Source organism: Pseudomonas sp. V98_8 (assembly GCF_029967975.1).
Lineage (GTDB): Bacteria > Pseudomonadota > Gammaproteobacteria > Pseudomonadales > Pseudomonadaceae > Aquipseudomonas > Aquipseudomonas umsongensis.
In genome coordinates this window covers 11287-38173 of sequence record NZ_JASCAE010000074.1, presented here as the reverse complement: position 1 = coordinate 38173, position 26887 = coordinate 11287, and the positions used below count along the sequence as shown (strand labels likewise).

Below are 26887 nucleotides of genomic sequence, written 5' to 3'. Positions count from 1 at the left end.
CAGGTTATTGCGCAGTGGCTGGAACCAGGAAGGCGGCTTCCAGCAACTGCTGTGTATACGGATGTTGGGGGGCGGCAAAAATGCTTTGCGCGTCACCCTGTTCGACCACTTGGCCCTGCTTGACCACCATCAACTGGTGGCTCAGCGCCTTGACGACAGCCAGGTCATGGCTGATAAACAGATACGTCAGGTTGTACTTGCTTTGCAGTGATCGTAACAGCTCGACCACTTGGCGTTGCACGGTGCGGTCGAGGGCCGAAGTCGGCTCGTCCAGCAGAATCAACGCCGGTTTTAGCACTAATGCCCGGGCAATGGCGATTCTCTGCCGTTGCCCGCCGGAAAATTCGTGGGGGTAGCGGTGCCGGGTTTCCGGGTCCAGACCTACCTCCTTGAGTGCAGCAATAATCGCTTGTTCCTGTTCAGCCTCGGTGCCCATCTTGTGGATCCGCAGGCCCTCGCCGACGATCTGGCTCACGCACATTCGCGGGCTCAGGCTGCCGAAGGGGTCCTGGAACACCACCTGCATTTCCCGCCGCAGTGGCCGCACCTGTTGCTGCGTCAGGCTGTCCAGCTGCTTGCCTTCAAAACGGATGCCGCCTTTACTGCCGATCAAGCGCAGGATCGCCAGGCCCAGTGTCGATTTGCCGGAACCGCTTTCTCCCACGATCCCCAGGGTTTGGCCCTGGGGCAGGCTGAAATTGATGCCGTCGACTGCCTTGACGTAATCGACGGTCTTTTTCAGCAAGCCTTTCTTGATCGGGAACCAGACTTTCAGGTCCTCGACCGTGAGCATGGGCGGGCCGACAACATTGGTCGCAGGCGTCCCGCTGGGCTCCGCTGCCAGCAGCTCCCGAGTGTACGGATGCTGCGGCGCGCGGAACAATTGTTCGCACGATGCCTGTTCGACGATGCAACCGCGCTGCATGACACATACGCGATGCGCAATTCTTTTCACCAGGTTCAAATCGTGGCTGATCAACAGCAGCGCCATGCCCAGGCGGGCCTGCAGTTCCTTGAGCAATTCGAGGATTTTAAGCTGAACGGTCACGTCCAGCGCGGTGGTCGGCTCGTCGGCGATCAGCAGTTCCGGCTCGTTGGCCAGGGCCATGGCGATCATCACGCGCTGGCGTTGGCCGCCGGACAATTCGTGAGGCAGGGCCTTGAGGCGCTTTTCCGGTTCCGGGATGCCGACCATTTCCAGCAGCTCCAGGGTGCGTTTGGTCGCGATTTTGCCGGTCAGGCCCTTGTGGATGCCCAGCACCTCGTTGATCTGCTTCTCGATCGAGTGCAGCGGGTTAAGCGAGGTCATCGGCTCCTGGAAGATCATTGCGATCCGGTTGCCGCGGATATGGCGGATGGTTTTCTCTTTCAGGTTGAGCAGGTTCTGCCCGGAATATTCGATGGTGCCCGACGGGTGCCGGGCGAGCGGGTAGGGCAGCAGGCGCAGGATCGAATGCGCCGTTACCGATTTGCCGGACCCGCTTTCACCCACCAGCGCCAGGGTCTCGCCACGCTTGATATCGAAGCTGACACCTTCCACCACCCGCTGGCAGCGCTCGCCAACGACGAATTCGACGGCCAGGTCGCGCACTTCGATCAGATTGTCCTGATTCATTTCACTTCCTCGGGTCGAAGGCATCGCGAGCGGACTCGCCGATGAACACCAGCAAACTCAACATCAACGCCAGCACCGCAAACGCGCTCATGCCCAGCCAGGGCGCTTGCAGGTTGGATTTGCCCTGGGCCACCAGTTCACCCAGTGACGGACTGCCGGCCGGCAAGCCGAAGCCAAGGAAGTCCAGGGCGGTCAGGGTGCCGATGGCGCCGGTCAGGATGAACGGCATGAAGGTCATGGTCGAGACCATGGCGTTGGGCAGGATGTGGCGGAACATGATCGCGCCATTCTGCATGCCCAAGGCCCGGGCTGCACGCACGTATTCAAGGTTGCGCCCACGCAGGAACTCGGCGCGCACCACGTCCACCAGGCTCATCCAGGAAAACAGCAGCATGATCCCCAGCAGCCACCAGAAGTTCGGCTGGACGAAGCTCGCGAGGATGATCAGCAGGTACAGCACCGGCAATCCGGACCAGATCTCCAGGAAACGCTGCCCGGCCAGATCCACCCAGCCGCCGTAGAAACCCTGCAGCGCGCCGGCGATCACCCCGATGAGCGAACTGAGCAGCGTCAGCGTGAGGGCAAACAACACGGAAATGCGGAAGCCGTAGATCACCCGGGCCAGCACATCGCGGCCCTGGTCATCGGTGCCCAGCAGGTTATCGGCCGACGGTGGCGCGGGGGCCGGTACCTTCAGGTCGTAATTGATGCTCTGGTAGCTGTAGGGAATCGGCGCCCACAACACCCAGGCGTCCTTGGCCTTGAGCAGTTCGCGGATGTACGGGCTCTTGTAGTTGGCTTCCAGCGGGAATTCGCCGCCGAAGGTGGTTTCCGGGTAGCGCTTGAGGGCCGGGAAGTACCAGCCGTTATCGTAGTGCACTACCAGTGGCTTGTCGTTGGCGATCAACTCGGCGCCGAGGCTGGCACCGAACAGGATCAGGAACAACCACAGTGACCACCAGCCACGCTTGTTGGCCTTGAACAGTTCGAAACGTCGTCGATTGAGCGGGGACAGGTTCATCTCAATGCTCCCGGCTTTCGAAGTCGATGCGTGGATCGACGAAGGTGTAGGTGAGGTCGCCGATCAACTTCACCACCAGCCCCAGCAGGGTGAAGATGAACAAGGTGCCAAAGACCACCGGGTAATCGCGGTTGATTGCCGCTTCGAAACTCATCAGGCCGAGGCCGTCGAGGGAGAAGATCACTTCCACCAGCAACGAACCGGTGAAGAAGATACCGATGAATGCCGAGGGGAAACCGGCGATCACCAGCAGCATGGCGTTGCGAAATACATGACCATACAGCACGCGTTGATTGGTCAGGCCCTTGGCCTTGGCGGTCACCACGTACTGCTTGTTGATTTCATCGAGGAAGCTGTTTTTGGTCAGCAGGGTCATGGTCGCGAAGTTGCCGATCACCAGGGCGGTCACGGGAAGCGCCAGGTGCCAGAAGTAGTCGAGGATCTTGCCGCCCATGCTCAACTCGTCGAAGTTGTTCGAGGTCAGCCCGCGCAACGGGAACCAGTCCAGGTAACTGCCGCCGGCAAACACCACGATCAACAGGATGGCGAACAGGAATGCCGGGATCGCATAGCCGACGATGATCGCCGAACTGGTCCAGACGTCGAAGTGGCTGCCATGCCGCGTGGCCTTGGCGATCCCCAACGGGATCGACACCAGGTACATGATCAGGGTGCTCCACAACCCGAGGGAGATCGATACCGGCATCTTTTCCTTGATCAGGTCGATGACCTTGGCATCACGGAAAAAGCTGTCGCCAAAATCCAGGGAGGCATAGTTCTTGACCATGATCCACAAGCGTTCCGGCGCCGATTTGTCGAAGCCGTACATGTGTTCGATTTCCTTGATCAGCGCCGGGTCCAGGCCTTGGGCGCCACGATAGGCGGAGCCTGCCACCGACACCTCGGCGCCGCCACCGGCGATGCGGCTGGTGGCGCCTTCGAAGCCTTCGAGCTTGGCGATCATCTGTTCTACGGGGCCACCGGGGGCGGCCTGGATGATCACGAAGTTGATCAGCAAGATGCCGAACAGTGTCGGGATGATCAGCAGCAGTCGCCGAAAAATATACGCCAGCATCTGATTACTCCGTGCCCGCAGGGTCGGCTTGCAATTTGGTTTCGATCTCTATGGCCGGTTTCGCATCGGGCTTGATCCACCAGGTGTTGATGCCGATGTCGTATTTAGGCGAGACCTTGGGGTGGCCGATGTGGTTCCAGTACGCCACGCGCCAGGTCTTGATGTGCCAGTTGGGGATGACGTAATAGCCCCATTGCAGCACCCGGTCCAGTGCGCGGGCATGGGCCACCAGGCTTCGGCGTGAGTCGGCGTTGATGAGTTGTTCGACCAACTGGTCTACCACCGGGTCTTTCAGGCCCATGGAATTACGGCTGCCGGGTTTGTCGGCGGCCGCGGTCATCCAGAACTCACGCTGTTCGTTGCCCGGCGAATTGGACTGCGGGAAGCTGCCGACGATCATGTCGAAGTCCCGCGAGCGCACGCGGTTGACGTACTGCGAAACGTCGACCCGGCGGATTACCAATTCGATACCGAGGTCACTCAGGTTGCGCTTGAACGGCAACAGGACCCGTTCGAATTCGGTCTGGGCCAGCAGGAATTCGATGCTCACCGGTTTGCCGGTGGCGTCGACCATCTTGTCATCGACGATGCGCCAGCCGGCCTCTTGCAGCAGTTGGTAAGCCTTGCGTTGCTGGGTGCGGATCATGCCACTGGCATCGGTCACGGGATTCTGGAACGCCTCGCTGAAGACCTGCTCGGGAATCTTGCCGCGAAACGGTTCGAGGATTGCCAACTGATCGGCATCGGGCAAGCCGGTGGCAGCCATTTCCGAGTTCTCGAAGTAACTGCGGGTCCTTGCGTAGGCACCGTTGAACAATTGCTTGTTGGTCCATTCGAAGTCCAGCAGCAGGGTCAGGGCCTGGCGCACGCGCACGTCCTGGAACAACGGGCGGCGCAGATTGAATACGAAGCCTTGCATGCCGGTGGGATTGCCGTTGGGGATCTGTTCCTTGATCAGCCGGCCTTCGGTCACCGCCGGGATATTGTAGGCGTTGGCCCAGTTCTTCGCGGTCATCTCCAACCAGTAATCGAACTGCCCGGCCTTCAGGGCCTCCAGCGCCACCGTGTTGTCGCGGTAGTAGTCGGTGGTCATCACGTCGAAGTTGTAGAAGCCGCGGTTGATCGGCAAGTCCTTGCCCCAGTAATCCTTGACCCGCTCATAGCGCACCGAGCGCCCGGCCTTCACTTCGGTAACCTTGTACGGGCCGCTGCCCAGTGGGATTTCCAGGTTGCCCTTGTTGAAGTCGCGGCTCGCCCACCAGTGCTTGGGCAGCACCGGCAACTGGCCAAGGATCAACGGCAATTCGCGGTTGTTGCTGTGCTTGAACTTGAACAGCACGGTCAGCGGATCTTCGGCGACCACGTCTTCGACATCGCTGTAGTAGCCGCGGTACATCGGTGCGCCATCCTTGACCAGGGTCTGAAAGCTGAACACCACGTCGTCGGCGCGAACCGGATGCCCATCATGGAAACGCGCTTCGGGCCGCAAATAGAAACGCACCCAGTCGTTGTTCGGGGCTTTTTCGATCTTGCCGGCGATCAGGCCATATTCCGTGAAAGGTTCATCCAGACTCTGTCGGGCCAGGGTGTCGTAGATCAAGTCGATGTCGTTGGCCGACACGCCCTTGCTGATGAACGGGTTGAGGCTGTCAAACCCGCCGAACCCGGCCTGGCGGAATTTGCCGCCCTTGGGGGCGTCCGGATTGACGTAATCGAAGTGTTTGAAGTCGGCCGGGTATTTCGGCGGCTCGTTGTACAGGGTCAGGGCATGTTGCGGGGAGGCGAAGGCCCACCCTGCGAACAACAGGGCGCCGGCCTGCAGGAGCAGGGCGCTTGCGGATTTCATCGATCTTTCTCCGAAGATTTCAGCCACCACGCGCTCAGGCCCAAGGTGTAGGGCGGCGTCGTGACGAAGCCGAACCGGTTACGGTAGGCCAGGCGGTGATAATTGAGGTACCAGTTGGGAATGATGTAGTGCTGCCACAGCAGTGTGCGGTCGAGTGCCTTGCCGGCGGCGACTTGTTCATCGCGGGTCTTGGCGGCGAGCAATTGTTCAAGCAGGTGGTCCACCACCGGATTGGCAATGCCTGCGTAGTTCTTGCTGCCCTTGACCGTGGCCTGGCTGGAGTGAAAGTACTGCCATTGCTCCAGGCCAGGGCTGAGGGTCTGGTTGAGGGTCATCAGGATCATGTCGAAGTCGAACTGATCGAGGCGCTGCTTGTACTGTGCGCGATCGACCGTGCGCAGCCTGGCGTCGATGCCGATGCTGGCCAGGTTCTCGACATAGGGTTGAAGGATGCGCTCCAGGTTCGGGTTGACCAGCAAAATCTCCAGGCGCAGCGGTTGCCCGGCCGCGTTCTGCAAGCGCTGGCCGTTGAGCTTCCAGCCGGCTTCAGCAAGCAAGGCCAAGGCTTTGCGCAGGGTTTCCCGGGGAACGCCGCGACCCTGGGTCTGCGGCAGGCTGAAAGGCTCGGTGAACAGCCTGACTGGTAATTGCTCGCGATACGGCTTGAGCAACAGCCATTCGTGGCCGACCGGCAGCCCGCTGGCGGAAAACTCGCTGTTGGGGTAGTAACTCATGGCGCGTTGATAGGCGCCGCTGAACAATGTGCGGTTGGTCCACTCGAAGTCGAACATCAGGCCCAGTGCTTCGCGAACCCTCGCCTGGGCGAACGTCGCGCGACGGCTGTTCATGAACAGGCCCTGGGTCTGGGTCGGGATCTGGTGCGGGATCTGCGATTTGATCACCTCGCCACGACGAATCGCCGGAAAGTCATAGCCGGTGGCCCAGTTTTTCGCCTGGTGCTCGATATAGATGTCGAACTCGCCGGCCTTGAACGCTTCGAACGCGACATCGCTGTCACGGTAGAACTCGACTTCCATGCGGTCGACGTTGTACTTGCCGCGATTGACCGGCAGGTCCTTGCCCCAGTAGTCCTTGACCCTTTCAAACACGAGCTGGCGCCCCGGCGTGACCGAGGTGATGCGATACGGTCCGCTGCCCAGCGGCGGCTCGAAGGTGGTCGCCTTGAAGTCGCGACCTTTCCAGTAATGCTGCGGCAACACCGGCAACTCCCCCAGGCGCAGGATCAGCAAGGGATTGCCGGCACGCTTGAACACGAACCGTATACGCAAGGGGTTGAGGATGTCGACCCGCGACACTTCCTGCAGGTTGGTGCGATATTGCGGGTGCCCTTCCTTGAGCAGCAGGCGGTAGGAGAATGCCACATCAAAGGCGGTGATTGGCGTGCCGTCGTGGAAGCGGGCTTGCGGACGTAAATTGAAGACGACCCAGCTGCGGTCCTCACTGTATTCCACCGATTGGGCGATCAGGCCGTAACTGGAGGTCGGCTCGTCGCCTGACGGCGCGTATTGGCCAGTGCCGACCATTAGCGGCTCGTTGAGCTCGTTGATGCCGTATTGCAGGAAGTTGGGAGTTGCAACGGGGCTGGTGCCCTTGAAGGTGTAGGGGTTGAGCGTATCGAAGGTGCCAAATGCCATGACCCGCAACGTATCGCCTTTGGGCGCTTGCGGGTTGACCCAGTCGAAGTGGGTAAATCTGGCCGGGTACTTGAGCGTGCCGAACTGCGCATAACCGTGGCTTTCGCTGATCGTTGCGCTTGCGGTGGAGCTCAAGGCCAGGCTGATCAGGAGCAGGAGGAGGGGACGCTTCAAATAAGGAATCCGATCCGGGCGGCTTGGGCTTTGTGGGTCGTACAGTAACAGCTTGTATGGACAGGAAAAAGGCAGGGTTCGAAAGCAGTGTTCGGGTACGAAAAAGATCGCAGCCTGCGCCAGCTCCTACAGGGAAACGTATTCCCCTGTAGGAGCTGGCGCAGGCTGCGATCTTTTCGGCATCACATCAATTTTTAATGCGGATTGGAAACCGTCAACATCTGCCCCGGCTTCAACGCCTGGCCAACCCGAGGATTCCAGCGCTTGAGGTGCTGCATTTCAACGTTGAAGCGCTTGGCCACCATGTACAGCGAATCGCCTTGCTGGACCTTGTATTGCGACTGCGGCTTCTGGGTCTTCGACTTGGCCGCGACCACGGTGTTGATGCGTCCCGAGTTGCGCTTGCCGGTGTCTTGCATGACCAGCGTCTGGCCAGGCTTGAGATTCTTGCCGCTCAACTTGTTCCAGCGTTGCAGGTCCTTGACGTCGACATTGTTGGCCTTGGCGATGGAGCCCAGGTTATCGCCGCGCTTGACCCGATAGCTACGTTTGGCGCTCGCCAGTTGCGTATCGTCCGCGCCTTCGAAAACCGGCTTGAGCTGCTTCTTGCTGATCAACTCTTCGGGGCGCATGGTCTGCAGGCTGGTGGTCAACAGTTGTGCCTTGGAGGTGGGTACCAGCAAGTGCTGCGGGCCGTCGATGGTGGTGCGTTGCTTGAAAGCGGGGTTGAGCTGGAACAGTTCGTCTTCGTCGATGTTGGCCACCGCGGCGACCTTGGACAGGTCCATCCGCTGGTTGATTTCGACGACCTGGAAATACGGTTCGTTGGCGATCGGGTTGAGGTTCACGCCGTAGGCGTCCGGCGCCATCACTACCTGCGAGAGTGCCAGCAACTTCGGCACATAGGCCTGGGTCTCGGCGGGCAGGGGCAGGTTCCAGTAATCGGTTGGCAGGCCGAGTCGCTCGTTGCGTTCGATAGCGCGGCTGACCGTGCCTTCACCGGCGTTGTAGGCAGCCAGGGCCAGCAGCCAGTCGCCGTTGAACATGTCGTGCAGGCGGGTCAGGTAGTCCATGGCCGCCGTCGTCGAAGCGGTGATATCGCGCCGGCCATCATAAAAACGGGTCTGGCGCAGGTTGAAGTAACGCCCCGTGGAGGGAATGAATTGCCACAAGCCCACTGCATTGGCCCGGGAATAAGCCATCGGGTTGTAGGCGCTTTCAATCACTGGCAGCAGCGCCAGTTCCAGCGGCATGTTGCGTTCTTCAAGGCGCTCGACGATGTAGTGGATGTACAGGCTGCCGCGATCGCCGGCGTTTTCGAGAAACGACGGGTTGCTGGCGAACCACAGTCGTTGCTGCTCGATGCGCGGGTTGACGCCCAGGCCATCCTGCAACTGGAAGCCCTGGCGCATGCGCTCCCAGACATCCTGCGGGATCTGTGGGCTGGGCTTTTCAGTGAGGAAGACGGGTTTCTGCTTGGCGCGCGCGGCAATATTCGGTGCGTGTGCCGCATCGGTCTGCGGCACATGACTGGAACAGCCCGCCAATGTCGCGGACACAGCCACCGCTATGGCTTGTGCCAGGCGGGTCAGTGCGTCCGAATTGATGGCTTTGCGTATAGATGACGACATTGGCTGGAAGTAAGTTCCGGGCAAAAATGTCGGGCGATTCTAGAAAGCACGCCCTCTGCGGTCAACCTTTCAGAGTTTTTGGACCATGGTGCAAACTGCTCAGAACGTATCTTTCCAGGCCCTTAGTGCAGCAAAAACCATATCGGGCGCGGAGTTATCCGTGCCGGTCCGTTCATCCGCTTTTTCTTTAACGGATGTTTCACCGGTACGTAAAAACGGATTTGTACGTTTTTCCAGGGACACCGTGGAGGGCAGCGTGATGACGCCGGCTTCACGCTGACGGGTCACGCTGGCCAGGCGTTCAAGGGTGTCGGCGTTCCCGGGTTCGACCGCGGCAGCGAAGCGCAGGTTACTCAACGTGTATTCATGGGTGCAATACACCCGGGTGTCCTCCGGAAGCGCGGCGAGGCGCGACAGCGAGGTGTACATCTGGTGGGGCGTGCCTTCGAACAGGCGCCCGCAACCTGCCGCAAAGAGGGTGTCGCCACAAAACAGCAGGCCGGGGTGATAATAGGCAATGTGGCCCAGGGTATGACCGGGCACCGAAATGATCTCGAAGTCATGGCCCAGCACATTGATACGATCGTTATCCTTGAGCGCGATGTCCCGCTTGGGGATGTTTTCGCTGGCAGGACCATAGACGGTCGCGTCCGTCGCTTTCTTGAGCTGCTCGACGCCACCGACATGGTCGTGATGATGGTGAGTGATCAGAATATCGCTCAGGACCCAGCCCGGATTGGCCGCGAGCCAGGCGTTTACCGGCGCGGCATCGCCCGGGTCGACCACCGCGCAGCGTCGGGTGTCGGGGTCTTGTAACAACCAGATGTAGTTGTCGGTGAAGGCGGGCAGGGCAGTGATCTGTATCATCGTCGGATTCGCCAAGCGGAAAACAATGGCGCATCTTAGAACTTCCTGGCGCGTTGGAGAATGCAATGACCGATAAAGCGTTCGCTCAGGCTGATCCTGACTGGCTGGCGTTGATCAGCGCAGCACGTGACTGGCTGTCAGGTCCCCTTGGGCAATTGCTGCTGGATGAAGAGCGGCGCATGCTCGAAGACGAGCTGGGGCGATTCTTCGGCGGCTACCTGGTGCATTACGGGCCGTCGGCCCAGACCCCGCCGTCGGCGCCGCAGGTGCAGCGCAATGTGCGCCTGGGCGCACCGTTGCCCGGGGTCGAGATCGTCTGCGAGGAGCAGGCCTGGCCGCTGAGTGAGCATGCCGCCGATGTGGTGGTGCTGCAGCATGGACTGGATTTCTGCCTGTCGCCTCACGGCTTGCTGCGGGAGGCGGCGAGCAGTGTGCGGCCCGGCGGGCATTTGCTGATCATCGGCATCAATCCCTGGAGCACGTGGGGATTGCGCCATGCGTTTGCCCATGACGGATTGCGCAAGGCACGCTGCATTTCCCCCTCGCGGGTGGCTGACTGGCTGAACCTGCTGGGCTTCGCGCTGGAGAAACGCCGCTTCGGGTGCTATCGTCCGCCGCTGGCTTCACCCACGTGGCAGGCTCGCCTGGCCGGCTGGGAGCGCAAGGCCGGTGACTGGCAATTGTCCGGTGGCGGCTTCTATTTACTGGTGGCGCGCAAGATCGTGGTAGGCCTGCGACCGCTCCGTCAGGAGCGCCGCGAGCCGATGGGCAAGCTGATCCCGTTGCCGATGGCCAAGGTCAATCGTCGTAACATCGAACCGTGATACTTCCTTTTTTCCGACCGGGGTTGCCCCGGTCCCGGGCGTCGTCGATCTTCGATTGGCGGGCCACTGCATTTTCTGGATAGATTGGCATGAGCGATAGCGTAGAACTCTTCACCGATGGCGCCTGCAAGGGCAACCCTGGCCCTGGCGGCTGGGGCGCATTGCTGGTGTGCAAGGGCGTGGAGAAAGAACTTTGGGGAGGCGAAGCCAATACCACCAACAACCGCATGGAGCTGATGGGCGCGATTCGCGGCCTGGAGGAGCTCAAGCGTTCGTGCGATGTGTTGCTGGTGACCGACTCCCAGTACGTAATGAAAGGCATCAACGAGTGGATGGCCAACTGGAAAAAACGCGGGTGGAAAACCGCAGCCAAGGAACCGGTCAAGAACGCTGACCTGTGGATGCTGCTGGACGAGCAGGTCAATCGCCATAACGTCACCTGGAAATGGGTACGTGGGCACATTGGCCATCACGGCAACGAACGGGCGGATCAACTGGCCAACCGTGGCGTGGATGAAGTGCGCGGCTTCAAACAGGCCTGATTTCAACGCCAAAGACACACCGTGTCGCTGCCTTCGCGAACAGGCTCGCTCCCACATTTGATCTCCTTGAGCGCAAATTCTGCGTTCACCTGCGATCCAGTGTGGGAGCGAGCCTGCTCGCGAAGGCCGTGACACGGTGTATCTGAAAGACCCCGGCAAGCGTGTTAATATCGCCGCTTTTGCCCGACTGACCGATTGAGAGCTTAGCACCCGATGGCCACCAGATCCGTTGTACTCGACACCGAAACCACCGGCATGCCGGTGACCGACGGCCACCGGATTATCGAGATCGGTTGTGTCGAGTTGATCGGTCGGCGCCTCACTGGCCGGCATTTTCACGTTTACCTGCAACCGGACCGCGAAAGTGACGAGGGCGCCATCGGCGTTCACGGCATCACCAACGAATTCCTGGTGGGCAAGCCGCGTTTCGCCGAGGTGGCCGAAGAGTTCTTCGAATTCATCAAGGGCGCGCAGCTGATCATCCATAACGCGGCGTTCGACGTTGGCTTCATCAACAACGAATTTGCCCTGATGGGCCAGCACGATCGTGCGGACATCACCCAGCACTGCTCGATTCTCGATACCTTGATGATGGCCCGGGAACGTCACCCGGGGCAGCGCAACAGCCTCGACGCCTTGTGCAAGCGCTATGGCGTCGACAACTCCGGCCGTGAACTGCACGGCGCCTTGCTCGACTCCGAGATCCTGGCCGACGTCTACCTGACCATGACCGGTGGCCAGACCAGCCTGTCCCTGGCGGGCAATGCCTCGGACGGTAATGGCTCCGGCGAGGGTGCGGACAACTCCGCCACTGAAATCCGCCGCCTGCCGGCCGACCGTCAGCCAGCGCGCATCATACGCGCCACTGAAGAGGAGCTGGCGCAGCACATGGCTCGGCTGGAAGTCATCAGCAAATCCGCCGGTGGGCCGGCGCTTTGGTTGCAATTGGCTGAGGCTGAGGCTGAGGCCTCGGCATAGGTCCGTTAACAAGATCGCAGCCTCGTTTCACTCGACAGCTCCTACAGAGTGAAACGAGGCTGCGATCTTTTGATCTTCTCCGATCAGTTGACCCATTTCAGTGCATCGCACTCGCCACATCCGTTCCAACCCTCTACCCTGAGGTGATTGGCAGGCTCTGGCCTGCCGCCTCAGGACACTGAGCCCATGTATAAAGATCTGAAATTCCCGGTCCTGATCGTCCATCGCGACATCAAGGCCGACACCGTCGCTGGCGATCGCGTGCGGGGTATCGCCCGGGAACTGGAGCAGGAAGGTTTCAGTATCGTCTCGGCCATGGACTACACCGAAGGCCGGCTGGTCGCTTCGACCCATCACGGCCTCTCGTGCATGCTGATAGCGGCAGAAGACGCCAGTGCCCATTCTCATTTGTTACAGAATATGGCCGAGTTGATCGGGCTGGCGCGAGTGCGGGCGCCGGACCTGCCCATTTTCGCCCTCGGCGAGCAAGTGACCCTGGAAAACGCACCCGCCGATGCCATGGCCGAGCTCAATCAATTGCGCGGCATTCTCTATCTGTTCGAAGACACCGTGCCATTCCTCGCACGCCAGGTGGCGCGGGCCGCGCGCAAGTACCTCGATGGCTTGCTGCCGCCGTTCTTCAAGGCGTTGGTGCAGCACACCGCCGATTCCAATTATTCCTGGCACACCCCCGGTCACGGTGGCGGGGTGGCGTATCACAAGAGCCCGGTGGGGCAGGCTTTCCATCAGTTCTTCGGGGAAAATACCCTGCGTTCGGATCTCTCGGTCTCGGTGCCGGAACTGGGTTCACTGCTGGATCACACCGGGCCCCTGGCAGAGGCGGAGGCGCGGGCGGCGCGTAACTTTGGCGCCGATCACACCTTCTTCGTGATCAACGGCACCTCGACGGCGAACAAGATTGTCTGGCATTCGATGGTCGCTCGAGACGATCTGGTGCTGGTTGATCGCAATTGCCACAAGTCGGTGTTGCACTCGATCATCATGACCGGAGCCATTCCGCTGTACCTGTGCCCGGAGCGCAATGAACTGGGGATCATCGGGCCGATTCCATTGATTGAGTTCAGCCGCGAATCGATCCAGGCCAAGATCGATGCCAGTCCGTTGACCAAGGGCCGGACACCGAAGGTCAAGCTGGCGGTGGTGACCAATTCAACCTACGACGGCCTCTGCTACAACGCCGAACTGATCAAGCAGCAGTTGGGCAATAGCGTCGAAGTCTTGCATTTCGACGAGGCCTGGTACGCCTATGCGGCGTTCCATGAGTTTTTCAGCGGCCGCTACGGCATGGGCACGTCTCGCAGTGCAGACAGCCCGCTGGTGTTCACCACTCATTCCACGCACAAACTGCTGGCGGCATTCAGCCAGGCGTCGATGATACATGTGCAGGACGGTGGTGCCCGGCAACTGGACCGTGATCGTTTCAATGAAGCCTTCATGATGCATATCTCCACGTCACCGCAGTACGGCATCATCGCGTCGCTGGATGTGGCGTCGGCGATGATGGAGGGCGGGGCCGGGCGTTCGCTGTTGCAGGAGATGTTCGACGAGGCCCTGAGCTTTCGGCGGGCGCTGGCCAATTTGCGCCAGCATATCGCCGCCGACGATTGGTGGTTTTCAATCTGGCAGCCGCCATCGGTCGAAGGCATCGACCGTGTGGTGACCGAGGACTGGCTGCTGCAACCTGCGGATGACTGGCACGGCTTCGGCGAGGTGAGCGACGACTATGTCTTGCTCGATCCGATCAAGGTCAGCCTGGTTATGCCGGGCCTGACCGCGGGCGGTGCGCTCAGCGAGCGCGGGATTCCGGCGGCCGTGGTCAGCAAGTTTCTGTGGGAACGCGGGCTGGTGGTCGAAAAGACCGGGCTGTATTCGTTCCTGGTGCTGTTTTCGATGGGGATCACCAAGGGCAAGTGGAGCACGTTGCTGACCGAGTTGCTGGAGTTCAAGCGCAGCTACGACGCCAACGTCAGTCTGGCCAACTGCCTGCCTTGCGTGGCGCAACAGCACGGCGCGCGCTATCAGGGCATGGGCTTGCGAGACCTGTGCGATCAGTTGCACGCCTGTTATCGCAGTAATGCCACGGCCAAGCATCTCAAGCGGATGTACACGGTACTGCCACAAATCGCCATGAAGCCGGCGGATGCGTATGATCATCTGGTACGTGGCGAAGTCGAAGCGGTTTCGATCGATGCGCTGGACGGACGTATCGCCGCCGTGATGCTGGTGCCATACCCGCCGGGCATTCCGTTGATCATGCCCGGAGAACGCTTTACCGAGGCGACCCGCTCGATCATCGACTACCTGGCGTTCGCTCGCACGTTCGACAGCAGTTTCCCGGGTTTCGTTGCTGATGTGCACGGATTGCAACACGAAGACGAGGGCAATGGGCGGCACTACACCGTCGATTGCATCAAGGAATGAGGACCTTTCCCAGTATGCAACCGGTCATGAATCCGAATTACCCAGGGCTGTCGGTGCGCGTGGCCGACGAGGGCTTTGCCGCTTATATATGGGGCAGTGATTTCAGTTTTGAAGTCGCCGCCTACGGCGCTGCCGAAATCGGCCAGCCGGTAGAGCAGTGGAAGGTCACGCCCATCACCCCTTATCGCAAATGCTATGGCATCGATCCGGAAGAGTTCAGCAGCTTTCGCGATGCCGCCGACAGCGCGATTTTCATGGCGTACCTGGACGACGAACCTGTTGGCCACCTGGTGATCAGCACCAACTGGAACGGTTTTGCCCATATCGATGAGTTGGCGGTACATGCACCGGCCAGGCGACACGGTGTGGCCAAGGCATTGCTGGATGTGGCGCAGTTCTGGAGTCGCAAGAAGAAACTGCCCGGCGTCATGCTGGAGACCCAGAACAACAACCTGGGTGCCTGCCGGCTTTACGAGCGTTGCGGCTTCATGATCGGCGGCATCGACCATCTGCGTTATCGGGGTATTGATCCCAATACTGCCGAAGTGGCGCTGTTCTGGTACCGATTGTTCGACAACCCGCTGGAAAATCCCATCAGTTCGCCAACATCACCGCGGCTTGTTCCGTGATGATCGCCAGCAAAGCCTGAAGGGCTGGCGAGGGCTCGCCGTTCTTAAGGGTCAAGGCGTAGAGGGTGACCGGCACGGCTGGTGCCAGCGGGCAAGCGTCGAGCCCGGTCGATTTGGCGCCCAGGGCGGTGAAAGGGTCGACAATGGCCAGGCCTTCACCGGCCTCGACCATGCTGCGCATCATCTGGTGGGTTTGCACCCGCGTCTGTATGACCGGTGCCGGCCGCAGCGCATGCAGTTTGTTTTCAAGCGCCGGGCTGATCGGGTCGTGGCCTTCAAGTCCGACCATCGCCTGGCCGGCCAGGTCCTGGAGCGAGATGTACTTCTGCTTGGGTTGCAGCCAGCCGTGAGGGGCGAGCAGTTGCAGCTTGCCGTGAGCGATCGGTTGGCAATGAATATCGTCGTGATCGGGATCGTGCAGGCTCAGGCCCAGGTCACTTTCGCGAAGCAGCAGGCTGCGCACGATCTCGCGTGTGGGTTGGCTCAGGAGCGTACAGGGTGCGTCAGGCAAGCGTCGGCGCAGCGCGGCGATGCTGTGCGGCAACAATTGCTGGGCCAGGGGCGGGGTGCAGATGATGCGTAACGGCGCCGCCAGGTATTGCCTCAGGCTGCTCGCCAGGCGCTGCACCGGTTCGAGTGCATCGTAGACACGGGTGATTTCGACCTGCAACGCCCGCGCCTCACGCGTGGCCTGCAAGCGTCCGCGAACGCTTGCGAACAGCATGAAACCCAACTGATCCTCGGCGTCGCGCAAAATGCGTTCGACTTCGGTCACCGGCAACTGCAGCCATTCAGCGGCGGTGCCCAGGTGACCGGTCTGCAGGAGCGCCTGGATCACTTCGATATGGCGTAAGCGCATGCGTGAAGTCCATGTTCAGCAGGTGAAGAAGGAGTCAGTGACTGAATCCTAACCCAAGTCTGCGCATATGACTTCTGCTCATAACACCGAGTTATGAAGCGCGGATCGATTCCGGCTCGCGGATCAGCGTTACACCCGTTTGCACCAATTGAAACTCGTTGTCATCGAGTTTGTTGACGCGGTCGCCGATTGCCAGTTTGTACGTGGTGACAGACGTGCCGTCAGCGGACTGGGTGGATTCCTGGAACTCATGTACGGAATAAACACGGCCTTCCGCGTCTCTTGCATGGAACTGACCGACGAGTACTGCTGCCATCTGCTTAGAACCTCTGGAGATAAATCACTCAATGTGCGGTGGGGTAGACCGCCACTGAGCACGGTAAGTTTTCCTACGTAAAAAAAATATATCAGGACGCACAATACTGTGTTTATTGGCTGAACCGTCGCCTGATCATCTATAACTACAGGCTCCTCCCACGGACAATCGAGCGTCTTCCATGAGTAATGTCTATAACATCGCCGTAGTGGTCGGCAGCCTGCGTAAAGCATCGATCAACCGTAAGGTCGCCCTCGCGCTCGCGGATCTGGCGCCGGCCAACCTCAAGCTCAACATCGTCGAAATCGGGGATTTGCCGCTCTACAACGAAGACATCGATGGTGCTTCACCGCCGGCAGCCTACAGTACTTTCCGACAACAAGTCAGTTCATCCGACGCAGTGCTGTTCGTTACCCCGGAATACAATCGTTCGGTGCCTGCCCCGATGAAAAACGCCATCGACGTGGGTTCGCGCCCCTATGGCAAGAGTGCCTGGAGTGGCAAGCCGGGTGCGGTGATCAGTGTTTCGCCGGGGGCGGTCGGTGGATTCGGTGCGAATCACCACTTGCGCCAGTCCATGGTGTTTCTCGATGTGCCGATGATGCAACAACCGGAAGCCTACCTCAGTGGCGCCGGTGCCGCGTTTGACGAGGCGGGCAACCTGTCCGAATCCGTCAGGCCGTTCTTGCAGAAGTTCATCGATGCCTACGGCAAGTGGGTCGAACAACACAAGAAGGTTTGTTGAATCGGATTACGCACCGTTAGCCAGTCGGCTACAGATCATTGTTTCCATTTCCGACAACCATGCGGCGGTTTGCGCCGCCGCTGGTTGCGCGGTGACGCAATAACGCCGTCCGCCCCACGCCATGATGACCCAGGCATCGATAGTCGCCTGTGAAGGGGGGGCAGGCAGATCGCCACAGGCGGCGAACGCTTCGCGCCATTTCTGCGACAGCTCGTCGAACAGCCTTCGATGGTGTTTAGGCTCGGCGATCTGGTGTTCGATGAGCAGCACGGCATGGTTGAAAAAGGGCTGGTGCTCATCGTCGGGGGTACAGGTCAGGCGTATGAGGCGTTTAATCCGGGTTGCCCAGTCCAGTTCATTGGCTTGCACAACCGCTTCATCCAGATGCTGCAACAAGGCATCCAGTCGATGTCGGATATAGCCGGAGAGCAGGGCTTCCTTGCTCGGGAAATAGTCGTACAGCGTGCCAACCGCAACGCCTGCCTCAAGCGCCACTTCCCGGGTGGTCAAGCCAGACCAACCGTTTCTGCGCCAAATCCGAACAAAAGCCTGGTAAATCGCTTCGACGGTGAAAATCGCCCGGGCCTGACTCGGCCGTTTCAGCGGTTTTGCCCGGGGATTGACGTTGGGCGAGCCGCCCCTGGTGTTTCCGAACCCGCTCTTCATCGGCTGCCATTACTCTGGTGCTACCCGCCACACTAGCGCAGCAGGAGATTGAAGGATGCAAAGTTCATGTACGGTAACACGGCTGATAACCCGTAAAAATGCCTTGGACCAGAGTCGGATTGAAGAGCTGCAGCGAAGTCTGATTCCGGCGGCCGGCGAGGTGATCTTGAAGATTGACCGTTGCGCGCTGACGACCAATAACATTACTTACGCCGCCTATGGCAATTCGATGAACTACTGGGGATTCTTCCCTACAGGTTTAGAGCAGTGGGGTCACGTCCCTGCCTGGGGCTTTGCCGATGTCGTGGCCTCTGACGTGGCTGGCATCAAGGTCGGGGAACGTTTCTACGGGTATTTCCCGATTGCCAGCCATCTGTGGATGCGCCCTGAGCGGGTTACCGAACGTGGTTTCTACGACGGTGCCGAGCATCGACTCGGGTTGACCTCGGCGTACAACCAATACACCCGTTGCAGTTGGGATTCGTACTACAGCCCGGAAACCGAAAACCTGCAGATTTTGCTCAAACCCTTGTTCCTGACCTCTTCCATGCTCGCGGACTTTTTGCAGGACAAGCAGTTCTTTGGTGCAACTCGACTGGTGTTCTCCAGCGCCTCGAGCAAAACCGCCTACGGCACCGCAGTCTGCCTGGGCAATCTTGCCGGCGTGGAACGCGTTGCGCTGACTTCAACCGGTAACAAGGCTTTTGTCGAGAGTCTTGGTTGTTACGAGCGAGCGGTGTCTTACGCGGATTTGGCGGACGTGCCCAATGATCGTCCAACACTGTATGTGGATTTTTCCGGCGACCTTGAACTGCGTGACCAAGTGCACCGGCATTTCGCTGGACAGTTGGCCTACAGTTGTTTCGCCGGCTCGGCACAAAGCACCGATGAGGCTCGATTGACAGCCATCGAGGGCCCGCAGCCGGTGTTCTTTTTTGCGCCGATCCAGATTCGCAAGCGTAATGCCGATTGGGGGCCGGAAGGGGTCAGTCAGCATATCGGCGAGGGTTTGCAGGCGTTTTTCCGGAAAGTCACGGCCAATGAGCCGCCGTTGCTGAAGGTGGTGCAAAGCCAGGGTTACGAAGCGGCGCAGACGGTTATTTCACGCCTGTTCCATGGACAGGTCGCGCCGGTGGAGGGGCATGTGATTCGGTTGTGACTGAAGTGGTCCCTTCGCGAGCAGGCTCGCTCCCACATTGGAAATGCGTTCCCTTGTGGGAGCGAGCCTGCTCGCGAAGGGGGGCGTTCAGCCAGCGAAAAACTCAATACTGCCCCGGCACATTCGGCCAAAGATCCGACACCAGGAACAAGCGTTCCGCTTCCTCCCAATCGCCGTGGGCATTTTCCGTCAGACGCACCAGCAGTTGCGCCGGCGCCGCAGGTTCCAGATCGCTGAGCCAGGCCTCCAACTGTTCCGCGTCCCAGGTCTGCTCCGCGGGGTAATGCGCCGGTGCCAGCCAGGCATGCCGGGGCAGGGGTTGCCAGCGACCGGGCGGACTCTGCGCGAAAAAATGCTTCCAATCCTTTTGATGCAGCCAACGACCGCGCAGGTGTTGTGGGTGCGCGCCGCTGGGCGAGGCCGCCTGCCCCGGCCATGGGTAGAGCAAATAACCGCCCAACCACAAATGCGCGCTGAACTCCCGGATATCCAGCGCCGCCAGCACCGCGCGACTCTCGGCACGCGCGGAAATCGGCAATTGGTGCTGGCTCAGGTGGGCCAGTTTGCGGTCCAGCCGATCGTGGCAGCCCGGACCGAGCCACTGCGCGGTGTCGTGCCCGTCGCCGTTCTGCGGGCCGAGGTAAAGCTTGATCGCCAGTTCCAGGTGATGCACGCCGTCGCGATCGCGCAGCAGCATGTCCAGCTCGCCCAGGGTGTGACCTTCACGGCGGATAGGCATGTTGGCGGCAATCAACTCGATGCCGGGCGCATGCTGCACGGCAAATTGCCAAAGCCGTTCATAATAAAGGCCCAGGCGTCGGGTGCGGGCCTGGGCCAGCCAGTGCAGCAAACCGTAACTGTCCCGGTCGAGTTTTCTAAGCCAGGTTTCCAGGTGTTCCGGGGCCTGCACCCAGTCACTGCCAGCCAATGGATGTCGCTGCGGCCAGGGCGTGGCGCCGAGCATCGGCGGGGCGAGGATGACCCACGCCAGGTCGCGCACTTCGGGGTGGCGCAACTGGTGGGGTAACTGCAGCAAATCTGGAAATAGGATCATCTTGCGAGCATAGCCCGAATCGTGGGTACACCTTGAGGCTGAAAGGATTTTGTCTATCCCGCGCTTTCACCCATAATCGTGTTTTTCGCCGTCGCAGGCCCCCGCGTCCCCATAGGAGCCCCATGGAGCAATTTCGTAATATCGGCATCATCGGACGCCTCGGCAGTTCCCAGGTGCTGGATACTGTCCGCCGACTGAAACGTTTTCTGCTCGATCGTCACCTGCACGTGATCCTTGAAGACACCATTGCCGAAGTCTTGCCGGGCCACGGTTTGCAGACCTCGTCGCGCAAAATGCTCGGTGAAGTCTGTGACATGGTCATTGTGGTGGGCGGTGATGGCAGTCTGCTTGGCGCGGCACGGGCGCTGGCCAGGCACAATATCCCGGTGCTCGGCATCAACCGGGGCAGCCTGGGGTTTCTCACCGACATCCGCCCCGATGAGCTGGAAATCAAGGTCGCCGAAGTGCTCGATGGGCACTATCTGGTAGAGAACCGCTTCCTGCTGCAAGCTGAAGTTCGTCGCCACGCCGAAGCCATTGGCCAGGGCGATGCGCTGAACGATGTGGTGCTGCACCCCGGCAAATCGACGCGCATGATCGAGTTCGAGCTGTACATCGACGGCCAGTTCGTCTGCAGCCAGAAGGCCGACGGCCTGATCGTCGCCACGCCCACGGGCTCCACGGCCTATGCGCTTTCTGCCGGCGGCCCGATCATGCATCCCAAGCTCGATGCCATTGTGATTGTGCCGATGTACCCCCATACCTTGTCAGGCCGGCCGATTGTGGTCGATGGCAACAGTGAGCTGAAAATCGTCGTGTCCAAGGATATGCAGATATACCCGCAAGTCTCGTGTGACGGGCAGAACCACTTCACCTGTGCGCCCGGCGACACCATCACCATCAGCAAGAAAGCCCAGAAGTTGCGGCTGATCCACCCCCTCGACCACAACTACTATGAAGTGTGCCGGACCAAACTCGGCTGGGGCAGCAGGTTGGGTGGTGGAGGCGACTGATGCTCGATCCCGCGCGTAGCTACGACCTGATCGGTGACGTGCACGGTTGCGCTCTGACCCTTGAGCACTTGCTCGACCGGCTCGGTTATCACAAGCAAGCCGGCGTTTGGCGTCATGCCTCGCGCATGGCGGTGTTCGTCGGCGATATCATTGACCGCGGCCCACGGATTCGCGAGGCGCTGCACATCGTCCACGACATGGTCGAGGCAGGGCAGGCGCTGTGCATCATGGGTAACCATGAATTCAACGCCCTGGGCTGGGTAACCCCGGCATTGCCTGGCAGCGGCAAGCAGTTCGTGCGCGAACACACGCCGCGCCACGCTCGTTTGCTGCATGAAACCTTAACCCAGTTCGAACATCATCCGGGTGACTGGCATGACTTCCAGCAGTGGTTCTATGAACTGCCGCTGTTTATCGATGCCGGACGCTTCCGGGTGGTGCATGCCTGTTGGGACGCCGGATTGATCGAGCCGCTGCGGGCATTGTTCCCCGATGGCTGCATCGACGAGCACTTCCTCCAGGCCTCGGCCGTGCCTGACAGCTTTGCCTGTACCGTGTTCGACCGCCTGTTGCGCGGCACCGACATGCGCCTGCCCCATGGCCTGACCATGACCAGCGGCGATGGCCTGACACGCTCGTTCTTCCGCACCAAATTCTGGGAAGACGATCCGCAAACCTACGGAGACATCGTGTTCCAGCCCGACGCCTTGCCCGACCCGGTGGCCCGAACGCCACTGTCGTCAACCGAAAAAAACAACCTGCTGCGCTACGGCGCCGACCAGCCGTTGCTGTTCGTCGGTCACTACTGGCGCAGCGGCAAACCGGCGCCGATTCGTCCGAACCTGGCGTGCCTGGACTACAGTGCGGTGCTCTACGGAAAACTGGTGGCCTATCGACTGGACCAGGAAACCCGGCTCGACCCGCACAAGTTTGTCTGGGTCGATGTCGAGCGACCGGAGGTGTTGCAATGAGCCGCGTCGCAGTCTTGCGCCTGCCGCTGGCGGTGGACCTGAGCGGGTTCGTCAATTTGTTGCAGCGCATGCAGGTGCCGCATCGGGTCAGCGAGGAAGCCGGTGAACAGGTGCTTTGGGTACCGGCCAACATCAGCGACGACGTGCGTGTGTTGTACGAGCGCTATCCCGAGGGCGATCCGGAGCACAAGCTCGATATCCCGATCGCGCAGTCGATTCGCCGGCCGAACTTCGCCGAGCAGGTCCGCCATGGCAAAGCGACCGCGGCAGTGCTGCTGCTGAGCCTTGTCGTCGGCGCGCTGACGTTGCTGGGCGATAACCTGAGTACGTTGCGCTGGCTGACGTTTCTCGATTTTCGCGTGGTCGGCGAGTACATCCATTTCGTGCCATTGGCCGACAGCCTGGCAGCGGGGCAGTGGTGGCGCCTGGTGACACCGATGTTGATTCACTTCGGCTTCCTGCACCTGGCCATGAACGGCATGTGGTACTGGGAGCTGGGGCGACGTATCGAATCGCGCCAGGGCAGTGTCAACCTCATCGGCCTGACCTTGTTGTTCAGCCTCGTGTCCAACTATGCCCAGTTCGTGTTCAGCGGGCCAACCCTGTTTGGCGGATTGTCCGGGGTGCTGTACGGCCTGCTCGGGCACTGCTGGATTTTTCAGATTTTGTCGCCCAACAGCGCCTATCGCCTGCCCCGAGGGGTATTGGCGATGATGCTGATATGGCTATTGTTGTGCATGTCCGGACTGGTTTCGATGATCGGTTTCGGCGAAATCGCCAACGCGGCCCACGTTGGCGGGCTGCTCGTCGGATGCTTGACCGGTTTGTTGGGTGGTTTGTACAACCGCCGTAAACTGGCCGTCTAAAACTGTTATGTGATTCAAAGAGCGCGGAGACCCAATGTCCTCTTTTAACGAAATGATCAAGAACATCACCCCGGATATCTACCAGAGCCTGAAACTGGCGGTGGAAATCGGAAAATGGTCCGACGGTGGCAAGCTCACCGCCGAACAACGCGAACTGTCGTTGCAGGCGATGATCGCCTGGGAAATCAAGAACCTGCCTGAAGAAGAGCGTACTGGCTACATGGGGCCGCAGGAATGCAGCTCCAAATCGATTCAAGTACCCAATATCCTGTTCAAGTCGGATGCCATCCATTGATCGAGATTGGCCGCGGTGCAATCAGTAAAATGTCGGCGCGCCTGGACGGGCCGAACGTGCAATATGCCTTTCGCCTGGGCGACGACGAGGTTCCGGTCAATCCGTTGATCGGCACCACGGTGCGCCTGGAATACCTGGGGGCGATCCACTGCACCCATTGCGGGCGCAAGACCAAGACCAGTTTCAGCCAAGGCTACTGCTACCCGTGCATGACCAAGCTGGCCCAGTGTGATGTGTGCATCATGAGCCCGGAACGCTGCCATTTCGACGCCGGTACCTGCCGGGAGCCGGAGTGGGGCCAGACGTTCTGCATGACCGATCACATTGTCTACCTGTCGAATTCTTCCGGGGTAAAGGTCGGCATCACCCGCGCCACCCAGCTGCCGACCCGCTGGATCGACCAGGGCGCCAGCCAGGCGTTGCCAATCATGCGCGTCGCGACCCGCCAGCAATCAGGCTTCGTCGAAGATCTGTTTCGCAGCCAGGTCGCCGACAAGACCAATTGGCGTGCCTTGCTCAAGGGCGATGCGGTGTCGGTGGACCTGCCACAGATCCGTGACCAGTTGTTCGACAGCTGCGCCGAGGGCCTGCAAGGCTTGCAGGAACGATTCGGCCTGCAGGCGATCCAGACTATTGCCGACGTCGAACCGCTCGAAATCCGCTTCCCGGTCGAGCAGTATCCGGCGAAAATCGTCAGCTTCAACCTGGACAAGAACCCGATTGCCGAAGGCACGTTGATGGGGGTCAAGGGCCAATACCTGATCTTCGATACCGGCGTGATCAACATTCGTAAATACACGGCTTATCAGCTCGCCGTGCATAGTTAAGGACTCCAGCATGCGCACCGAACAACCGAAGATGATCTACCTCAAGGACTATCAGGCGCCCGAGTACCTGATCGACGAAACTCACCTGACCTTCGAGTTGTTCGAGGACCACAGCCTGGTCCATGCGCAACTGGTGATGCGCCGCAACCCCGAGCGCGGCCCGGGCCTGCCACCGCTGGTGCTGGATGGCCAGCAGCTGGAATTGCTGTCGGTGACCCTGGCCGACCGCGAGCTGGGCCTTGCCGATTACCAACTCACCGAGAATCATTTGACTCTGCAGCCGACCAGCACGACGTTCACGGTCGATACCAGCGTCAGGATTCACCCGGAAACCAACACCGCGCTGGAAGGCCTGTACAAGTCCGGTACGATGTTCTGCACCCAGTGCGAGGCCGAAGGCTTCCGCAAGATCACCTATTACCTCGACCGTCCGGACGTGATGAGCACTTTCACCACCACGGTGGTCGCCGAACAGCACAGCTACCCGGTGCTGCTGTCCAACGGCAACCCGATCGCCAGTGGTCCTGGCGAAGATGGCCGCCACTGGGCGACCTGGGAAGACCCGTTCAAGAAGCCGGCGTACCTGTTCGCGCTGGTGGCCGGTGATTTGTGGTGCGTCGAAGACACTTTCACCACCATGACCCAGCGTAACGTAGCGCTACGCATTTATGTCGAGCCGGAAAACATCGACAAGTGCCAGCACGCCATGAACAGCCTGAAGAAATCCATGCGCTGGGACGAAGAGGTCTATGGTCGCGAGTACGACCTGGACATCTTCATGATCGTCGCCGTGAACGACTTCAACATGGGGGCCATGGAGAACAAGGGCCTCAACATCTTCAACTCCAGCGCCGTGCTGGCGAAGGCCGAAACCGCCACCGATGCCGCGCACCAGCGGGTCGAGGCCATCGTTGCCCATGAATACTTCCACAACTGGTCGGGCAACCGCGTGACCTGCCGCGACTGGTTCCAGTTGTCGCTCAAGGAAGGCTTCACGGTGTTCCGCGATTCCGCCTTCTCCGCCGACATGAACTCGGCGACGGTCAAGCGCATCCAGGACGTGGCCTACCTGCGTACCCACCAGTTTGCCGAAGACGCCGGTCCCATGGCTCACGCGGTACGCCCGGACAGCTTCATCGAGATCTCCAACTTCTACACCCTGACCGTGTACGAAAAGGGCTCGGAAGTGGTCGGCATGATCCACACCCTGCTTGGCGCCGAAGGCTTCCGTAAAGGCAGCGACCTGTATTTCGAGCGCCATGACGGCCAGGCCGTGACCTGCGATGACTTCATCAAGGCCATGGAAGATGCCAATGGCGTCGACCTGACCCAGTTCAAACGCTGGTACAGCCAGGCTGGCACACCTCGTTTGGCGGTAAGCGAGTCTTATGATGCCGCGGCGAAAACCTACAGCCTGACGTTCCGCCAGAGCTGCCCGCCGACCCCGGACAAAGTTGAAAAACTGCCGTTCGTGATTCCCGTCGAACTCGGCCTGCTCGACAGCCAGGGCGGTGAGATTGCCCTGCGTCTTGCCGGCGAAGCGTCGGCGCAGGGGACTTCCCGGGTCCTCTCGGTCACCGAAGCCGAGCAGACGTTCACCTTCGTCGACATCGCCGAGCAGCCGTTGCCTTCGCTGCTGCGCGGTTTCTCGGCGCCGGTGAAACTGAGCTTCCCGTACAACCGTGACCAACTGATGTTCCTGATGCAGCACGACAGCGACGGCTTCAACCGCTGGGATGCCGGTCAGCAACTGTCGGTGCAGGTGTTGCAGGAACTGATCGCCCAGCAGCAGAAGGGCGAAGCGCTGGTACTGGATCAGCGTCTGGTTTCGGCCTTGCGTACCGTGCTGTCCGACGAGACGCTGGACCAGGCAATGGTCGCCGAAATGCTGTCGCTGCCAAGCGAAGCGTATTTGACCGAAATCAGCGAAGTGGCCGATGTCGAGGCGATTCACACCGCCCGCGAGTTTGCCCGCAAGCAACTGGCCGATGCGTTGTTCGAAGGCTTGTGGCTGCGTTACCAGGCCAACCGCGACCTGTCGAAAAAGACCCCGTACGTGGCCGAAGCCGAGCATTTTGCCCGTCGCGCACTGCAGAACATTGCGCTGTCGTACCTGATGCTCAGCGGCAAGCCCGAAGTGCTGGCGGCGACGCTGGAGCAGTTCGATGCCTGCGACAACATGACCGAACGCCTGACTGCGCTCGCTGTGCTGGTCAACTCGCCATTCGAAGAGCAGAAAGCCAAGGCACTGGCCAGCTTCGCCGATCACTTCAAGGACAACCCGTTGGTCATGGACCAGTGGTTCAGCGTCCAGGCCGGCAGTGTGTTGCCGGGTGGCCTGGATCGGGTCAAGGCATTGATGCAGCACCCGGCGTTCAACATCAAGAACCCGAACAAGGTGCGGGCACTGATCGGTGCGTTCGCCGGGCAGAACCTGATCAACTTCCACGCGGCGGACGGTTCCGGGTATCGCTTCCTGGCGGATCTGGTGATCGAGTTGAACGGCTTCAATCCGCAGATTGCCTCCCGGCAGTTGGCGCCTTTGACACGCTGGCGCAAGTACGATGATGCACGTCAGGCCCTGATGAAGGGTGAGCTGGAGCGGATTCGGGCTTCGGGGCAACTGTCCAGCGATGTGTTTGAGGTCGTCAGCAAAAGCCTGGCTTGAGTCTGGCTTGAACTTGGCGGCCTTCGGGCCGACCAGGTTCATGGGGGGCTGAGTACATATCCATTGCTGCGGTAACGGCGGCTGGCGGTTTCGCCCTTACGGCGACTCACTTTTTTTTCAAACGCCAAAAAAAAGTAAGCAAAAAAAGG

General features: G+C 60.1%; 24 protein-coding genes. 13 read left to right on the top strand and 11 right to left on the bottom strand.

Features of this window, described 5'->3' with window-relative positions:
• Positions 1 to 4: 4 nt before the first annotated feature.
• The 7 genes from QLG10_RS22790 to gloB all read right to left on the bottom strand — a co-directional run bounded on the left by QLG10_RS22790 (position 5) and on the right by gloB (position 9884).
• Positions 5 to 1615, bottom strand: coding sequence for an ABC transporter ATP-binding protein (locus QLG10_RS22790; protein WP_282488077.1), 1611 nt, complete (start codon positions 1613 to 1615; stop codon positions 5 to 7).
• 1 nt (position 1616) lies between these two features.
• Positions 1617 to 2636: an ABC transporter permease gene (locus QLG10_RS22785; RefSeq protein ID WP_020799280.1), complete on the bottom strand. Its 1020-nt coding sequence runs from the start codon at positions 2634 to 2636 to the stop codon at positions 1617 to 1619.
• Position 2637: 1 nt separating this feature from the next.
• Entirely contained in the window at positions 2638 to 3711 is a 1074-nt protein-coding gene (locus QLG10_RS22780; RefSeq protein ID WP_020799281.1) for a microcin C ABC transporter permease YejB, read from the bottom strand.
• A 4-nt stretch (positions 3712 to 3715) separates the two neighbouring features.
• A complete protein-coding gene (locus tag QLG10_RS22775) occupies positions 3716 to 5557 on the bottom strand; it encodes an extracellular solute-binding protein (RefSeq protein ID WP_282488076.1) in 1842 nt (613 codons plus the stop codon).
• Positions 5554 to 7386, bottom strand: a complete 1833-nt coding sequence (locus QLG10_RS22770; RefSeq protein WP_282488075.1) for an extracellular solute-binding protein — start codon at positions 7384 to 7386, stop codon at positions 5554 to 5556. The genes QLG10_RS22775 and QLG10_RS22770 overlap by 4 nt, the downstream gene beginning before the upstream one ends.
• A 194-nt stretch (positions 7387 to 7580) precedes the next feature.
• Positions 7581 to 9017, bottom strand: coding sequence for a transglycosylase SLT domain-containing protein (locus QLG10_RS22765; RefSeq protein ID WP_179055515.1), 1437 nt, complete (start codon positions 9015 to 9017; stop codon positions 7581 to 7583).
• A gap of 99 nt (positions 9018 to 9116) precedes the next feature.
• Positions 9117 to 9884, bottom strand: coding sequence for a hydroxyacylglutathione hydrolase (gloB, locus tag QLG10_RS22760; protein ID WP_282488081.1), 768 nt, complete (start codon positions 9882 to 9884; stop codon positions 9117 to 9119).
• A gap of 65 nt (positions 9885 to 9949) precedes the next feature.
• Between gloB and QLG10_RS22755 the strand changes: the two genes are divergently transcribed.
• The 5 genes from QLG10_RS22755 to QLG10_RS22735 all read left to right on the top strand — a co-directional run bounded on the left by QLG10_RS22755 (position 9950) and on the right by QLG10_RS22735 (position 15299).
• The gene (locus tag QLG10_RS22755; protein ID WP_282488074.1) at positions 9950 to 10708 is read left to right on the top strand and encodes a methyltransferase domain-containing protein; all 759 of its coding nucleotides are present in this window, start codon (positions 9950 to 9952) and stop codon (positions 10706 to 10708) included.
• 89 nt (positions 10709 to 10797) lie between these two features.
• Positions 10798 to 11250: a ribonuclease HI gene (gene rnhA, locus QLG10_RS22750; protein WP_020799287.1), complete on the top strand. Its 453-nt coding sequence runs from the start codon at positions 10798 to 10800 to the stop codon at positions 11248 to 11250.
• 213 nt (positions 11251 to 11463) lie between these two features.
• Positions 11464 to 12228: a DNA polymerase III subunit epsilon gene (gene dnaQ / locus QLG10_RS22745; protein ID WP_282488073.1), complete on the top strand. Its 765-nt coding sequence runs from the start codon at positions 11464 to 11466 to the stop codon at positions 12226 to 12228.
• Between the two features lie 186 nt (positions 12229 to 12414).
• Entirely contained in the window at positions 12415 to 14670 is a 2256-nt protein-coding gene (locus QLG10_RS22740) for an Orn/Lys/Arg decarboxylase N-terminal domain-containing protein (RefSeq protein WP_282488072.1), read from the top strand.
• A gap of 14 nt (positions 14671 to 14684) precedes the next feature.
• Positions 14685 to 15299 (top strand): GNAT family N-acetyltransferase, encoded by a 615-nt coding sequence (locus QLG10_RS22735; RefSeq protein WP_110752112.1) that lies wholly within the window; start codon positions 14685 to 14687, stop codon positions 15297 to 15299.
• On the opposite strand, the gene QLG10_RS22730 is transcribed toward QLG10_RS22735, so the two are convergent.
• Together QLG10_RS22730 and QLG10_RS22725 are read right to left on the bottom strand one after the other, a co-directional pair.
• Entirely contained in the window at positions 15265 to 16158 is an 894-nt protein-coding gene (locus tag QLG10_RS22730; protein WP_110752114.1) for a LysR substrate-binding domain-containing protein, read from the bottom strand. The two genes, QLG10_RS22735 and QLG10_RS22730, sit on opposite strands and share 35 nt — an antisense overlap.
• A 91-nt stretch (positions 16159 to 16249) precedes the next feature.
• Positions 16250 to 16474, bottom strand: a complete 225-nt coding sequence (locus tag QLG10_RS22725; RefSeq protein WP_110752116.1) for a hypothetical protein — start codon at positions 16472 to 16474, stop codon at positions 16250 to 16252.
• 181 nt (positions 16475 to 16655) lie between these two features.
• On the opposite strand from QLG10_RS22725, the gene QLG10_RS22720 reads away from it, so the two are divergent.
• A complete protein-coding gene (locus QLG10_RS22720) occupies positions 16656 to 17219 on the top strand; it encodes an NADPH-dependent FMN reductase (protein WP_282488071.1) in 564 nt (187 codons plus the stop codon).
• A 6-nt stretch (positions 17220 to 17225) separates the two neighbouring features.
• Here the strand turns inward: QLG10_RS22720 and QLG10_RS22715 are convergent, their stop codons facing one another.
• Entirely contained in the window at positions 17226 to 17885 is a 660-nt protein-coding gene (locus tag QLG10_RS22715; protein ID WP_282488070.1) for a TetR/AcrR family transcriptional regulator, read from the bottom strand.
• Positions 17886 to 17940: 55 nt separating this feature from the next.
• Between QLG10_RS22715 and QLG10_RS22710 the strand changes: the two genes are divergently transcribed.
• On the top strand, positions 17941 to 19044 hold the full coding sequence (locus QLG10_RS22710) for a DUF2855 family protein (protein WP_248677768.1): 1104 nt from the start codon (positions 17941 to 17943) through the stop codon (positions 19042 to 19044).
• A gap of 103 nt (positions 19045 to 19147) precedes the next feature.
• Here the strand turns inward: QLG10_RS22710 and QLG10_RS22705 are convergent, their stop codons facing one another.
• The gene (locus QLG10_RS22705; RefSeq protein ID WP_282488069.1) at positions 19148 to 20098 is read right to left on the bottom strand and encodes a DUF1853 family protein; all 951 of its coding nucleotides are present in this window, start codon (positions 20096 to 20098) and stop codon (positions 19148 to 19150) included.
• Between the two features lie 122 nt (positions 20099 to 20220).
• Here QLG10_RS22705 and QLG10_RS22700 point away from each other — a divergent pair, with 122 nt between their 5' ends.
• The 6 genes from QLG10_RS22700 to pepN are packed head-to-tail and all read left to right on the top strand — an operon-like array spanning position 20221 to position 26738.
• A complete protein-coding gene (locus QLG10_RS22700) occupies positions 20221 to 21111 on the top strand; it encodes an NAD(+) kinase (protein ID WP_020799297.1) in 891 nt (296 codons plus the stop codon).
• Positions 21111 to 22082: a metallophosphoesterase gene (locus QLG10_RS22695; RefSeq protein WP_020799298.1), complete on the top strand. Its 972-nt coding sequence runs from the start codon at positions 21111 to 21113 to the stop codon at positions 22080 to 22082. The genes QLG10_RS22700 and QLG10_RS22695 overlap by 1 nt, the downstream gene beginning before the upstream one ends.
• Positions 22079 to 22948, top strand: a complete 870-nt coding sequence (locus QLG10_RS22690; RefSeq protein WP_110752126.1) for a rhomboid family intramembrane serine protease — start codon at positions 22079 to 22081, stop codon at positions 22946 to 22948. Before QLG10_RS22695 ends, QLG10_RS22690 begins: the two co-directional genes overlap by 4 nt.
• Positions 22949 to 22982: 34 nt before the next feature.
• Entirely contained in the window at positions 22983 to 23243 is a 261-nt protein-coding gene (locus tag QLG10_RS22685; RefSeq protein ID WP_020799300.1) for a DUF1315 family protein, read from the top strand.
• Positions 23240 to 24070: a DUF2797 domain-containing protein gene (locus tag QLG10_RS22680; RefSeq protein ID WP_110752128.1), complete on the top strand. Its 831-nt coding sequence runs from the start codon at positions 23240 to 23242 to the stop codon at positions 24068 to 24070. Before QLG10_RS22685 ends, QLG10_RS22680 begins: the two co-directional genes overlap by 4 nt.
• A gap of 10 nt (positions 24071 to 24080) precedes the next feature.
• Positions 24081 to 26738 carry an aminopeptidase N gene (gene pepN, locus QLG10_RS22675; protein ID WP_282488068.1) on the top strand — a complete coding sequence of 886 codons (2658 nt, stop codon included), beginning with the start codon at positions 24081 to 24083 and terminating at the stop codon, positions 26736 to 26738.
• The last annotated feature ends 149 nt before the right edge of the window (positions 26739 to 26887 follow it).

Bases quoted from the DNA above. Each gene is read 5' to 3' on its own strand.
- QLG10_RS22715 (WP_282488070.1), bottom strand. From the start codon at position 17,885: ATGAAGAGCGGGTTCGGAAACACCAGGGGCGGCTCGCCCAACGTCAAT.
- gloB (WP_282488081.1), bottom strand. From the start codon at position 9,884: ATGATACAGATCACTGCCCTGCCCGCCTTCACCGACAACTACATCTGG.
- QLG10_RS22695 (WP_020799298.1), top strand. From the start codon at position 21,111: ATGCTCGATCCCGCGCGTAGCTACGACCTGATCGGTGACGTGCACGGT.
- pepN (WP_282488068.1), top strand. From the start codon at position 24,081: ATGCGCACCGAACAACCGAAGATGATCTACCTCAAGGACTATCAGGCG.
- QLG10_RS22725 (WP_110752116.1), bottom strand. From the start codon at position 16,474: ATGGCAGCAGTACTCGTCGGTCAGTTCCATGCAAGAGACGCGGAAGGC.
- QLG10_RS22790 (WP_282488077.1), bottom strand. From the start codon at position 1,615: ATGAATCAGGACAATCTGATCGAAGTGCGCGACCTGGCCGTCGAATTC.
- QLG10_RS22735 (WP_110752112.1), top strand. From the start codon at position 14,685: ATGCAACCGGTCATGAATCCGAATTACCCAGGGCTGTCGGTGCGCGTG.
- QLG10_RS22740 (WP_282488072.1), top strand. From the start codon at position 12,415: ATGTATAAAGATCTGAAATTCCCGGTCCTGATCGTCCATCGCGACATC.
- QLG10_RS22705 (WP_282488069.1), bottom strand. From the start codon at position 20,098: ATGATCCTATTTCCAGATTTGCTGCAGTTACCCCACCAGTTGCGCCAC.
- QLG10_RS22755 (WP_282488074.1), top strand. From the start codon at position 9,950: ATGACCGATAAAGCGTTCGCTCAGGCTGATCCTGACTGGCTGGCGTTG.
- QLG10_RS22685 (WP_020799300.1), top strand. From the start codon at position 22,983: ATGTCCTCTTTTAACGAAATGATCAAGAACATCACCCCGGATATCTAC.
- QLG10_RS22775 (WP_282488076.1), bottom strand. From the start codon at position 5,557: ATGAAATCCGCAAGCGCCCTGCTCCTGCAGGCCGGCGCCCTGTTGTTC.
- QLG10_RS22710 (WP_248677768.1), top strand. From the start codon at position 17,941: ATGCAAAGTTCATGTACGGTAACACGGCTGATAACCCGTAAAAATGCC.
- QLG10_RS22720 (WP_282488071.1), top strand. From the start codon at position 16,656: ATGAGTAATGTCTATAACATCGCCGTAGTGGTCGGCAGCCTGCGTAAA.
- QLG10_RS22765 (WP_179055515.1), bottom strand. From the start codon at position 9,017: ATGTCGTCATCTATACGCAAAGCCATCAATTCGGACGCACTGACCCGC.
- QLG10_RS22785 (WP_020799280.1), bottom strand. From the start codon at position 2,636: ATGAACCTGTCCCCGCTCAATCGACGACGTTTCGAACTGTTCAAGGCC.
- QLG10_RS22730 (WP_110752114.1), bottom strand. From the start codon at position 16,158: ATGCGCTTACGCCATATCGAAGTGATCCAGGCGCTCCTGCAGACCGGT.
- QLG10_RS22700 (WP_020799297.1), top strand. From the start codon at position 20,221: ATGGAGCAATTTCGTAATATCGGCATCATCGGACGCCTCGGCAGTTCC.
- dnaQ (WP_282488073.1), top strand. From the start codon at position 11,464: ATGGCCACCAGATCCGTTGTACTCGACACCGAAACCACCGGCATGCCG.
- QLG10_RS22780 (WP_020799281.1), bottom strand. From the start codon at position 3,711: ATGCTGGCGTATATTTTTCGGCGACTGCTGCTGATCATCCCGACACTG.
- rnhA (WP_020799287.1), top strand. From the start codon at position 10,798: ATGAGCGATAGCGTAGAACTCTTCACCGATGGCGCCTGCAAGGGCAAC.
- QLG10_RS22690 (WP_110752126.1), top strand. From the start codon at position 22,079: ATGAGCCGCGTCGCAGTCTTGCGCCTGCCGCTGGCGGTGGACCTGAGC.